Below are 12,263 nucleotides of genomic sequence, written 5' to 3'. Positions count from 1 at the left end.
CGACATGGAAACAAACGCCGCGGAGTACAAAACGATTGATGAATATATTGCAAACTTTCCGTCCGAGCTGCAGACGACCCTTCAGAAGATTCGGGAAGTGATACGGGAAGCTGCGCCGGACGCGAAGGAAAAGATCAGCTACCAGATGCCGGCTTTTGAGTTGAACGGAAATTTAGTCTATTATGCCGCGTTCAAAAAGCATATCGGATTTTACCCGACGGCAGCAGGTATCAGCGCTTTTCAGGAGGAGCTGTCCGGCTATAAAGGAGCCAAAGGTTCCGTACAATTCCCGCTGAACAAACCTATTCCGTACGAACTGATCAAGAGGATCACCGAATACCGGGCAGCGGAGAACAGGCAGAAAGGGAAGAAGTAAGATGGCGGATGTTTATTTGGTTCGGCCGGGTCTGGAGTGGAAGGAGCCTTACCTGGATTTTTACCGGGAATGGATCGACAGCGGCGAGGATATCGTCCCTTGGGTGGTGGAACAGGATCCGTCGGACTTCCAGGCGATGATTGGGTGGCTAGAGGACGTCTCGAACGGGATTGGTCTTCAAGAGAGCTGGGTGGCGAACTCCACCTATTGGCTGGCAACGGAAGACCGCAGAATCGTTGGCGCGGTGAACATCCGGCATGCCTTGTCGCCTTGGCTGATGGAAAGGGGAGGGCACATCGGATACGGAATCCGCCCTTCCGCAAGAAGGCAAGGATATGCGACGAAGCTGCTTGCCCAATCTCTCGAGAAGACGAGGGAGCTTGGCATTCAGAAGGTTCTGGTCTGCTGCGACGAGAGTAACGTCGCATCGGCAAGGACGATCTTGAACAATGGCGGAGTTGAGGATACGAGCTTCAAGGAAGAGAACGGGAACGTGATCCGCCGGTTCTGGATAGAGGGTTAGACTTTCTTGATTATGGAGGAAAAGAGGGATCCCGATGAGTAAAGGATTGCTTCACCAACTTGGCTTTATCAGGCAGGTAACGGTAAATACGGTTCGCGGTCTGTCGGAAGCTGCGCTGGATCATGTGCCAGGCGGCTTCAATAACAATATCAGGTGGAACCTGGGGCATATTTACGTGGTTCAGGAAAGGTTTGCTTTTCATTTCGCAGGGGAGTCCGTACACCTTCCCGAAGGCTTTGAGCGGTGGTTTGCAAAAGGCACCAAGCCCGGTGATTGGCAGGACGAAGATCAGCTGCCTGAGCTTGAAGTTTTGCTGGAGCTGCTTGCCGGGCAGCCGATTCGGATTGCGGAAAAATTGCATGATAGAATAGACGAGCAAGTGGCCGTTCCGTTCACCACGGGGACGGGACTTACTCTCCATACGGTTGGCGAATTTCTCAGCTATACCTTGTACCATGAAGGGATTCACTTCAATTCCATCAGTCTGCTCAAGCGTTTCGCCGCTAACGAATCGTAATTGTTCTTTGTAAGCGTTTTGTTTTAAAATTGTCAAATTTCACACAAACCAGTCGAAAAGTTTTGGGCGCATTTTATCAACATGTCACCTTTTATCGCATATGGTGTTGCAAGGTGGTGATGATGGAGTGACATTTACACTTATCGACTGGATCAAGTATACGTTTTGGGGCGTATTCGGGTTTATGATTATCGACTTCGTAATTGCCTTTTCCAAGTCGTTCTGGCAGGGAAGCTTCAAGACATCATTTCTGCCTTATCTAAAGGACATTCTATTCTACGTATATCCTCTATATTTCCTATTATCGATAGTTAACTTGGACCCGACGGAGTGGACGCTGATTACCTTGTTCTTCATAGGCGGCTTATCCCTGATAATCAAGTACGTGCTGGACATTATCGGACGGTTCAAGCCAAAAGCCGAAGACGAAAGCGTGACGTAGCACCCGCACGGCCTAACGAAAAAAGACCCCAAGAGGGTCTTTTTTCGTTTTTCGCGTTGCTCCACAACTTAGTTACGAGGTGAGCCAAATAGCAGGCGAAAAGCCTGCTGCAGCCGATCGGGAGCCTTGGCGCGCGGAGGAACGTGGCGAATAGCAGGCATAAAGCCTGCTGCAGCCATTCGGGCGCCTTGGCACGCGGAGGAATGAGGCGAATAGCAGGCATAAAGCCTGCTGCAGCCATTCGGGAGCCTTGGCACGCGGAGGAACGTGGCGAATAGCAGGCAAAAAGCCTGCCGCCCAAGCGGCATGGCAGCCCGAAGAGGGTGGCGAGTTCCAAGCCACGAGAACGAGCAGGTAGCTAATACAAAACCCGAGCAGAAAAAAAACCCCTGCGAGGGTCTATCTTTCTGCTTCATCCCCAAACGATGAAGCGAGGTTTTTGTGGTGTAACGACGCACGGAGCAGGCGGGCACGGAGCAAGTGAATGTTCTGGAGAAGCGGAGCGTTTGCCTTTGTTTCCGGATTCGGACCACTGTCCGATTGTTCAAAGAATCCGGAAACAACAGCAATCGGAAGAACATTCACTTGCGCAGTGCCAGCCCCAGCGCAGTACCACCGCCTCCCAGCCAGCCCCAAGCCCAACAGTTACCCGCAACTACCTCCCCTCATCGTCCCTATACTCCTGGGGAGTCACGTCAAAAAACTTCTTAAACACGCGGATGAAATACGCGGTATTGTTGTAGCCGACGATCTCGGCGATCTCGAATACCTTGGACGGCGTTGTGCGAAGCAGGAAGGCGGCCTTTTCCATCCGAAGCCGGTACACGTATTCCGTCAGCGGCTCGCCGGTTTCCGCTTTATAGATTTTCGAGAGATACACGGGATGCAGATGGACATGGTCGGCAATAGCCGGCAGCGATACGTCCTTCGCCAGATTGGCATCGATAAACGACCGGACCGCGCGAACAATCGTACTATGGTTATCTTTGAGCTCCTGATCGGCATCCTCGCGGATACCCTGCAGAATCCGGATCGACCATTCCATCAGCTGCGCCGCCGTGGTGTAAGCCGGAGCATGGAAGAACTTGAGTGCCTCAGGCGAAAGAACGGAGGACAACAGCTTGCCGTTCTTGTGAATGATATACGAGAACGCACCGGCCAGCACATGATAAGCTTCAATCAGCTGTTCCGACATATCCTGTTCGCCGCCCGTCTCCAGCATATCGCGGAAAATATGCCGGATCTTCGCCTCGACGTCGTCGAACCGGCCGGCATCCAGAAGGCTGATCAGGGTAGGCGGCTCGTATAAGGACCAGACCGTATTCATCGGGCTGGAATCCAAGGCTTCCTGCGTGGTCACAAACAACCCTTTTCCGTGGCCCATCTTCCGGCGCATGGAGGTAACGGCATGCTCATAGATTTCCTTCACTTGTCCCGGGAACGTTCCTTGGCCCCCTACGAGTACCGAAATAGCCCCCTTGAGATAGTTCTGCACATTGGTCTGAATTTGCGCGGCGTAACGCTCGAGCAAAGACCTGGCTCCGGCGCCAGAAACCGCCGGATTCCTTGGTTTTACAAGAATCACGATGTAATCATGAGCATCCCGGGCATGCCAGATATGATAGTCATTTTGCATGATTTCACTCGTTATATTGCAAATCGCGTACTCCATCAGCGCGGAATCCTGTCCCGGCATTTCGGCAAAACGCTCCTCCATCCGGATCAGCATCATGCACACCTGATCGCCCGCCGCAAAAGGGAGCTCCAGAAGCGCCAGCTTGTCCTCAAGCGTTGACTGATTGCTGCCTCTCAGCAGCTCATTAAGCGTATTAGCCCTCAGCAAAGGAAGGTTCTCGTTCAAGGTGTACAAGGTTTTCCGGTGGGAGGCAACCTCTTCCCATTTCTCCTTGATTTGTTTCACAACGCGCTCAACCGAATCGATCAGATCCTCGTCGCTGACCGGCTTCAGAAGATAGTCAAAGGTATTCTGAACGATCGCTTGCTTGGCATAATCGAAATCGGCATATCCGGTGAGCAAAATAGTCCGGACATGCGGCCATTTGCTATTAATCGCCGTAATGAGCTCTATGCCGGACATCCCCGGCATTTTGATATCGGTAATCACGATATCGATCGCATGGTCTTCCATGATTTGCAGGGCTATTGGCCCGGATAAGGCTTCGTGAACAACGCTAATGCCGCATTCTTCCCAAGGAATCGTCTCGGCAAGGGTCTCGACAACGGACCGTTCATCGTCTACAAGCAAGAGCTGTAACATGCTGCTTCACCTACTCTATTGTTTTGTCACTCCAGGTAATAGTCGTCTTGATTCCCCCCAAGTCTGAGCGGGAATAAGACAAGCCGGCTCCTTCTCCAAACAGATAGATCAATCTTTGATGCACATTCCAAGTCCCGCAGCCCATATTGTCGTCAAGCGGTTTGGTTAAGCTGAGCTGCAGCTTCTGAGTTTCCTCGTCTGTCATTCCGATCCCGCTGTCCTCCACGACTAACCGATACACCCCGTCCTCCGCATATCCGCGGATCCGGATCTCGCCGTTCTCCGCCTGCGGCTCCAATCCGTGGACAATGGCATTTTCGACAATCGGCTGCAAGGTTAACCGCGAGATCGTCTTGTTCATCAGCTCATCCGGCACCTCAATCGTAAACCGCATCCGTTCAAGCCGGAGAGACTGGATTTCCAGGTAATTCGTGACCATGCTAAGCTCCTCGCGGATCGTCGCACCGTCGTTTTCCGATCTCGTAATATAGCGGAAATACTCTCCAAGATTCAATGCCATCGCAACAACGGCTTTTTCGTTTTTCATCCGTGCCATGTTTTTGATATAGAACAGGCAGTTGTACAGAAAATGCGGATTGATCTGGGATTGCAAATGCTTCAGCGTTGCTTCACGCCTCCGCAGCTTCTCCTCGTATACGTTCTCGATCAGCTCCTGGATTCGCTGGGCCATAATGTTGAACCGTCCGAGCAAAAGGCTGAATTCGTTATGGCCTGAATGGCTCAGCCGCACCGAGAAATCGCCGGAAGACAGCCGCTTGGTACCCCGGACAAGCTTGAGCAGTGGGACCTGCACACTTCGGTAAATCACGAATATAACGGCGATACTCATGACGAGCAGGACGGCAATCGACGTATAGAACAAGTTCCGGCTGTTCGTAATCGGACTCAAAATCTGCTGCATCGGAACATAATCGACATAATACCACTTCAGGCTATCCGACTTGATGTAAGAGACGTAATACTCGGTATTGTCCAGCTTCGTACGGAAGCCTCCCCGCTCCCCGAGCTTGGATGATTTCAGCTTCTCCGTGAGAAGATCGATCTTCGCGGCGTTGGCGGAATGATTGCGGATCGATCCCTGCTCCGGATTAAACAGGAACGGATCGCCGCTGTTGTTCACTTTGTTTTCGTCCAGCATGGCCGTCACATGATTGATCGGGAAGCTGATCTTCGTAATGAGCCTCGCGCTGCGCGGATTGGACATCGCCGTCGTTGGTTCGGTGGCATACCAGACAAAGCTGTCGCCCGTATACTCCCAGGATTTGAGGAACGGCCTCGTAAAAGCATCCTCCCGATACGTAATCGTATTGTAATAGTCCGTGGACAAGGCGTCTCCCGTGCGCGGGAAAAACAACGTAATGGTGGAATGCCACTTGCTGGCGGCGTTGTACAGATTCATTTTTTCCAGAATGGCGACGCTCAGCTTTACCCGTTCATAAGGCTGCTCCCGGAAGTCCGGACGCTGGTACTCCTGAATGCTGGAGTCTTGCCCAATCGATACGCCGTAGAGGGATAACTGATAAATATTCGACTCGACCTGGGCGGCGAAAGAAGACAAGCGATTCGTTGTGCCGCTTTGGATTTCGTTCTCGATGACGCGCACGCTTTCCCGGTTGGAATAGGTGTAGAGGGATAGGACCGGGATAAGCAGGAGCAGGACGAGAAGGGAGATTTTCGTAAAAACATTGAACCGCAGCAGCAAGATGATGCCCCCTTCAGATAGTTAAAATATCAATATCGTTGTTGCAATATTAGGATATAGATCACAAATCCCCGTTGCTATAATCGTTATATTACAAGGTCAGGACGACCTAGAAAAGCACAAATTTGTCTGAACATGGAGGATACCGCGGTGAAAGAAACAGCTTTACAGCTACCTGCACAACAAGAAAAACGCCGTGTTTCAAGGAAAAGCTGGAACATGAAACGCAATTGGCCCCTGCACGTGATGCTCCTGCCGGCGCTTGTTCTCGTCATTATTTTCCAATACGTTCCGATGGCCGGAATCGTAATCGCGTTCCAGGATTTCAAGCCTTGGAAAGGGTTAACCGGATCTGAATGGGTCGGCCTCGACAACTTCCGGTTTCTGTTCAAGTATCCGGATATCGGTCAGGTGATTTGGAATACGCTTGTCATCGCTTTTTTCAAAATGGCAGCCGGACTTATCGTTCCGTTCCTGTTCGCCATTCTGCTCAATGAGGTCAGGCTGATGGCCTTCAAACGGGTTACGCAGACGCTTGTCTATCTGCCGCATTTCCTGTCCTGGGTTATTCTTGGGGGCATTCTGCTCGATATTCTCGCTCCGGACGGGGGACTGGTCAACAAAGCCGTAACGGCGCTGGGGTTTGAACCGGTCTTCTTCCTCGGGGACAACAACTGGTTCCGTTTCACGCTTATAATCAGCGATGTCTGGAAGGAGTTCGGCTTCGGAACAATCGTCTTCCTGGCGGCACTGGCGGGAATCAATCCGGCGCTTTACGAGGCTGCGGAGGTGGATGGGGCGTCAAGGCTGAAGCAGACCCTTCACATTACGATGCCGGCGCTGATGCCGATTACCATCGTGCTTGGAACCTTATCGATCGGCAATATTTTGAATGCCGGGTTTGATCAGGTGTTTAACCTGTACAACCCTCTCGTGATGGAGAAGGGAGATATTATCGACACCTTCGTTTATAGGCTGGGGATATTAAACGGGAAAATGAGCTTCGCCACAACGGTCGGACTGTTCAAATCCGTCGTAGCGACGATTCTCATCGCGACATCTTACCGGTTGGCCTATAAATTTGCGAATTATCGCGTCTTCTAAGGAGGTTCTACTTTTGTACCACAAAACGTTAGGCTACAAAATTTTCAACATCGGCAACTATGTGTTTCTTGGCTTTTTGTCTCTTCTATGCATCTTGCCTATTATTCATATTCTGGCCGTATCGTTCAGCAGCATGGCGCCGGCTTCCTCGAATCTGGTAGGCTTCTGGCCGATTGGCTTTACGACGGATGCTTACGAGAAAACGTTCGGCAATTCCAATTTTCTGAACTCGCTTGGCGTTTCGGTTATGAGAACCGTATTATCCACGGTAATCGGCATGGCTCTTTGCCTAATGACCGCTTATCCGCTATCGAAGGAGGATCTTCATTTCCGGGGCCGCACGATGTATATCTGGATTTTTGTCTTTACGATTCTGTTCAGCGGAGGCTTGATTCCAAGCTATATTCTGATTCAGAAGCTAGGCCTGATGGATTCCATCTGGGCGTTAGTGCTGCCCGGCGCGGTGTCGGTATGGAACGTCATTCTGATGCTGAACTTTTTCCGGGGCCTGCCGAAGGAGCTGGAGGAAGCGGCTTATCTGGACGGGGCGGGCCAGCTGAAGACGCTGGTGCTCGTGTTTATTCCATTGTCGATGCCGTCGATCGCGACTTTGTCGCTGTTCACGATGGTCTATCAATGGAACTCCTGGTTCGACGGGATGATCTATATGCGGGATATCAAGGATTATCCGCTGGCTTCGCTCCTCCAGACGATTATCGTCCAGCAGGATTTCAGCAAGATCAACGTCGATCCGAAGCAGCTGGAGAACATTTCGCAGCGTACGGTACGGGCCGCGCAAATTTTTATCGGCGCGCTTCCGATTCTGCTCGTTTATCCGTTCCTGCAGCGGTTCTTTGTTAAAGGGATGGTAATTGGCGCGGTAAAAGAGTAGCGATAGGCAAAGGAGGGGCCGCTTGATGCGGCCCCGATCATGTAAACCATTTGGGAGGTAACTATGTTAAAAAAGAGATTATCGCAATTAACGGCCTGCAGTCTGCTGGCAGCCACTCTTAGCCCGCTTGTTGGAGGGACAGCGATTCATGCCTCGGAAGCGGCTGCGGCAACTTCGTTTAAGGATCTCCAAGGACATTGGGCGGAAGCCGCCGTCAATCGCATGGCTTCGTTTGGAGTTGTAAGCGGTTACGAAAACGGTGCGTTTAAGCCAGGCTCGCCAATCAGCCGTGCAGAATTTATTGCCATGCTGGACCGCATATTCGGATTCGCCGGACAAGAAGCAGCCGGATTTCAGGATGTGGCACCTGATGCGTGGTATTCCGACGCGGTAAAGAGAGCAAGCGGTTCCGGCATTGTTCAAGGCGTGGACGCAAAGCATTTTGCTCCAAGCGCCAGCATAACGCGGGAAGATGCAGCGGTTATGATTGACCGGGCGTTCGAGCTCTCGACGGGCTTGGAAACCGATGCGCAGCTTCAGCAGTTTAAGGATTTGGCGGATGTTTCCGGATACGCAAAGAAAGCGCTTACTTACCTAACGGACGAAAAATACTTAAAAGGCTATAACGGTAAGCTTCAGCCGAAGTCACCGATTACGCGCGCCGAGTCGGCCGTGCTTTTGTCCGGCATGATCGGGGATTTGGTTGCTAAGCCGGGCAAGTACGACGCTGCGCAAGTGGAAGGCAACCTCATCATTCGCTCCACGGATGTTACCGTCGACCGTACGGCGGTGCACGGAAGCCTGCTGCTTGCAGAAGGGATTAAAGAAGGCGATGTGACGCTCAAGGGCGTTACCGTTACAGGCAAGACGGTTGTTAAGGGCGGCGGAAGCCATTCGGTTGTTTTTGACGGTGCCAAGCTGAAGGATGTGCTTATCAACAAGCCAGGCGGTCCGGTTCGCGTTGTTTTCTCAAACGGAACGACGGCGGATCAGGTCCTTATCCAGCATCCGACGGACTTCGAATGGTCGGCGGACAGCCGCGTAGGAAGTCTTCAGGTCCAGTCGGGCGGCGTAACGGTGAATGACAAAGCCGTGCCGGCAGGCACGACAACCACCCTGGGTACGGGTTCCGCGGGAACAACCAATCCTCCTGCAACCAACCCGCCGGCTACGTCCGGGGAGAAGCCCGTACCGCCGACAACGATAGCGGATAACGAGTGGAAGCTCGTATGGAATGACGAATTCAACCAATCAACGATTGATTCAAGCAAGTGGACGGTTCAAGATACCGGCGTTGTTTACAATAACGAGCTTGAGTACTACAAGCCGGATAATGCGGTTATTGAACGGGATGGCGACCGCAGCGTCCTGAGCCTTAAAGCCAAGAAGGAAGAGCATAAAGGAAGCCAATACACCTCCGCGAAGCTTATCTCCAAAGAAAAAGGCGACTGGACCTACGGCAAGGTTGTTGTCCGCGCCAAGCTTCCCGTTCAGCAGGGCATGTGGCCGGCGATTTGGATGATGCCAACCGACGAAGCCCATTACGGGGGCTGGCCGGCTTCCGGCGAGATTGATCTGATGGAGCTGATTGGCGGAGCGAACAAGAACCGCGTCTTTGGCACCCTTCATTACGACAGCGTTCAGCCTGACGGCTCGCATGGGTCCGAACAAGGCAGCTATGTTCTGCCGGAGGGCAAGAGCTTTGCCGACGATTACCACGATTTTCAACTGGAATGGCTCCCTGGCGTCATTCGATTCTATGTAGACGGCCAGCTCTACCAAGAAGTGAGCGACTGGAAAACCAAAGGGCCGGGGCAGCCGGACTATTATACGTATCCCGCGCCGTTTGACCGCCCGTTCTATCTGATTTTGAACCTGGCGATAGGCGGTGATTGGCCTGGTTCGCCAAACGGCGACTTTACGGCCGATCAGATGAATGTCGACTTCGTAAGGGTGTATGAATACAAGAATTTGGACAGCTGGAAGGATGTAACGGGCAATCCGCCGGAGCCATCCCCTAAGCGCGAACCGCAGGCTGACGGCAATCTGCTGTATAACGAAAAGTTTACGCAGTCAACGGATGCAAACGGTGTGCCGCAGGATTGGCAGTTCCTTCTTAACGCCGGCGGCTCAGGCCAAGTGGCCGTCGTGGACGATGCTTCCAAAGGAAAAGCGGCAAAAATCGCAATCGATAACGCAGGTACGGAGATTTACTCCGTTCAGCTGACCCAAATACCGGTGTTTTTGCAGAAGGGTAAAAAGTATAAGGTCACGTATGAGGCGAAGGCCGACGAGGCCCGCACGATAATGTCGAAGGTGAATCAGTTCGAGAAGAACTGGAAAAATTACTCCGGCGAGCAATACGGCAATCTGACGACCGAATGGCAGTCTTATGAATATACGTTCGACATGCTGGAGAGCACCGACAACAACGCGAGATTCGAGTTTAACCTCGGGAAGAACGCGACGACCGTCTATATCGCAAACGTGAAGCTGGTTGAGATCGGCGATGCGTCCCCTCAGCCGGAGGTGCCGGGTGAACGGGCAGCGCTGGCGGACGGCAATCTGATCTACAACGGTACGTTTGACCAAGGGAAAGACCGGCTGGCTTTTTGGACCAAGTCCGTTGCTCCGGGTGCGGAAGCCGCGGTCAGCGTGAATAACTTCCTTGCGTTTCCGATTTATGAGCGGCAGTTAGTCGTTAATGTTGTAGACGGAGGAGCGGATGCGGAAGCCGTAACGGTCTCCCAGCCGAAGCTGGCTCTTGCAGGGAACAGCGAATACGGCATTACTTTTGAGGCCAAGGCCGATGCGCCGCGGAGTATGAAGGTTGAACTGGCCGGCGATCATTCCGCTTCATACCCAGGCGGCAATACCATATCGCTGGGCACCACGCTGCAAGCCTACTCGCTGGAAGCGGTATTGGGGGGCGGCGCGGATACGGCAGAAGCCGAGCTAAAGCTGCTGTTCGGCGGCGAGAGCGGTACGGTCTATGTAGACAACGTCCGGCTGGTGAAGCGCGGAGAGCCGATGACGGTAGCGGGCTATACGCATATTCCGGCGGCAAACGCATGGGAGATGCAGGGGCTGCAGCTCGAAAATGCAAGCGAAGGCGGCAAAAACGTCGCCTACATGGATGAAGGCGATACGCTCAAGTACAAAATCGGCGTAACTCGTTCCGGTGAATATCAATTCTCGGCCAGAGTGGCAAGCGGTAAGGAGCAGTCGCAAGTCCGCCTGCGGATCAAAGACGAGAATGGTACCGTCGTCTCGCAGTCGAGTTATGAACTCGGCAATACCGGCGGCTGGCAGACTTATCAAACCGTCTATATGAATCCTGCCGCGCTGGCAGCCGGACATGACTATTATGTGGAATTCCAGGGCTACGACTATAACACGCTTTGGGTAGACCTGTCGCCTAACCTGGTTCAGAACGGCGGATTCGATACGGATCTTAACGGCTGGAATCTAAGTGCGGGAGGTTCGGCGACGATGAGCCGCTCGGATGGGGGAAGCCTGGTTGCGACGCTCCCGGGCACAAGCGCGAATTGGTGGGACGATACGCTTCAGCAAGGCCAATTAACGATCGAGAAGGGCAAGACTTACAGGCTGGAATTTGATGCTTCCGCTACTAGCGAGAAAGCCGTGCAGGTTGTTGTCTCGCAAAGCAGCGGCGATTTCGCCAAATATTTGGAGGATACTGCCCAGCTTTCCGCAGACCGCAAGCATTACGCGTATTCTTTTGCAATGGCCAGCGATTCCGATCCTTCGTCCGTGCTGGTGTTCGGGCTGGGCAATCCGGCGGGCGCTCTAGGCGAGCATTCGGTAACGTTCGATAACGTGCTGCTGTACGAGGTTAATGCTTCCGCGGAGAGCGGCGGCCAGCCTGCGAACGTCAATCTGCTGCAAAACGGCAATTTCGCGAACGGCCTCGCGGGGTGGTTCTCTTATACGACGGCACCGGGCGAGCTTACGATCGGGGCTAACAACGGAAAGCTGGAGGCTTCGATCGGCGCGGTCGGCGATAACCCTTGGGACCGCCAGGTTATTCAAGAGGGCTTTGCTATTCAGCAGGGAAGCAAGTATGCATTTAGCTTCAAAGCGAAAGCAAGCACGGCAAGGAAGCTGGGTCTTGGCATCGGATGGGTAGATGTGCCGGCAGGCTATGCTTGGCATGGCTATTACGGCCAGCAGGTGGATTTGACGGAAGAGGAGCAGACCTTTACGTTCACCTTTGACGTGACCGATCAGGGGTATAATACGTCCCGCATCTCCTTCGATATGGGCAATATTGCGGGCGGCAACGCCGGTAACGCGACGATTACGATCTCGGACGTTAGCTTGGTCAATCTGGGGCCGATTTAACGCCATTGTATAGATCGAAAGCTTGGTGCTGGGGGAGGGGATA

General features: G+C 52.9%; 9 protein-coding genes. 7 read left to right on the top strand and 2 right to left on the bottom strand.

Annotation, left to right across the window (positions count from 1 at the left end; genetic code table 11):
• Positions 1-4 precede the first annotated feature (4 nt).
• From PGL01S_RS22575 to PGL01S_RS22560, 4 genes are all read left to right on the top strand, one after another.
• Positions 5-376 carry an iron chaperone gene (locus tag PGL01S_RS22575; protein ID WP_127496831.1) on the top strand — a complete coding sequence of 124 codons (372 nt, stop codon included), beginning with the start codon at positions 5-7 and terminating at the stop codon, positions 374-376.
• Between the two features lies 1 nt (position 377).
• Positions 378-899, top strand: coding sequence for a GNAT family N-acetyltransferase (locus PGL01S_RS22570; protein ID WP_127496830.1), 522 nt, complete (start codon positions 378-380; stop codon positions 897-899).
• Between the two features lie 34 nt (positions 900-933).
• Entirely contained in the window at positions 934-1,416 is a 483-nt protein-coding gene (locus PGL01S_RS22565) for a DinB family protein (protein ID WP_127496829.1), read from the top strand.
• A gap of 127 nt (positions 1,417-1,543) precedes the next feature.
• Positions 1,544-1,858: a hypothetical protein gene (locus tag PGL01S_RS22560; protein ID WP_127496828.1), complete on the top strand. Its 315-nt coding sequence runs from the start codon at positions 1,544-1,546 to the stop codon at positions 1,856-1,858.
• Between the two features lie 655 nt (positions 1,859-2,513).
• Here the strand turns inward: PGL01S_RS22560 and PGL01S_RS22555 are convergent.
• Together PGL01S_RS22555 and PGL01S_RS22550 are read right to left on the bottom strand one after the other, a co-directional pair.
• Positions 2,514-4,136, bottom strand: a complete 1,623-nt coding sequence (locus PGL01S_RS22555) for a response regulator (protein ID WP_127496827.1) — start codon at positions 4,134-4,136, stop codon at positions 2,514-2,516.
• A 10-nt stretch (positions 4,137-4,146) separates the two neighbouring features.
• Positions 4,147-5,859, bottom strand: coding sequence for a sensor histidine kinase (locus tag PGL01S_RS22550; RefSeq protein WP_127496826.1), 1,713 nt, complete (start codon positions 5,857-5,859; stop codon positions 4,147-4,149).
• A 219-nt stretch (positions 5,860-6,078) separates the two neighbouring features.
• Here PGL01S_RS22550 and PGL01S_RS22545 point away from each other — a divergent pair, with 219 nt between their 5' ends.
• The 3 genes from PGL01S_RS22545 (at position 6,079) to PGL01S_RS22535 (ending at position 12,220) form a co-directional block, all read left to right on the top strand.
• Positions 6,079-6,963, top strand: a complete 885-nt coding sequence (locus PGL01S_RS22545) for an ABC transporter permease (RefSeq protein WP_127496825.1) — start codon at positions 6,079-6,081, stop codon at positions 6,961-6,963.
• Positions 6,964-6,976: 13 nt separating this feature from the next.
• Positions 6,977-7,855 carry a carbohydrate ABC transporter permease gene (locus PGL01S_RS22540; RefSeq protein WP_116394205.1) on the top strand — a complete coding sequence of 293 codons (879 nt, stop codon included), beginning with the start codon at positions 6,977-6,979 and terminating at the stop codon, positions 7,853-7,855.
• Positions 7,856-7,918: 63 nt separating this feature from the next.
• Entirely contained in the window at positions 7,919-12,220 is a 4,302-nt protein-coding gene (locus PGL01S_RS22535) for a carbohydrate binding domain-containing protein (RefSeq protein ID WP_127496824.1), read from the top strand.
• The last annotated feature ends 43 nt before the right edge of the window (positions 12,221-12,263 follow it).

This window comes from Paenibacillus glycanilyticus NBRC 16618 (assembly GCF_004000805.1).
Taxonomy (GTDB): Bacteria; Bacillota; Bacilli; order Paenibacillales; family Paenibacillaceae; genus Pristimantibacillus; species Pristimantibacillus glycanilyticus.
This window is presented reverse-complemented; position numbering and strand designations above follow the sequence as displayed.

What these genes read in the sequence shown, in the direction of transcription:
- PGL01S_RS22575 (WP_127496831.1), top strand. Translation starts at nt 5, where the DNA reads ATGGAAACAAACGCCGCGGAGTACAAAACGATTGATGAATATATTGCA.
- PGL01S_RS22570 (WP_127496830.1), top strand. Translation starts at nt 378, where the DNA reads ATGGCGGATGTTTATTTGGTTCGGCCGGGTCTGGAGTGGAAGGAGCCT.
- PGL01S_RS22565 (WP_127496829.1), top strand. Translation starts at nt 934, where the DNA reads ATGAGTAAAGGATTGCTTCACCAACTTGGCTTTATCAGGCAGGTAACG.
- PGL01S_RS22555 (WP_127496827.1), bottom strand. Translation starts at nt 4,136, where the DNA reads ATGTTACAGCTCTTGCTTGTAGACGATGAACGGTCCGTTGTCGAGACC.
- PGL01S_RS22545 (WP_127496825.1), top strand. Translation starts at nt 6,079, where the DNA reads ATGAAACGCAATTGGCCCCTGCACGTGATGCTCCTGCCGGCGCTTGTT.
- PGL01S_RS22535 (WP_127496824.1), top strand. Translation starts at nt 7,919, where the DNA reads ATGTTAAAAAAGAGATTATCGCAATTAACGGCCTGCAGTCTGCTGGCA.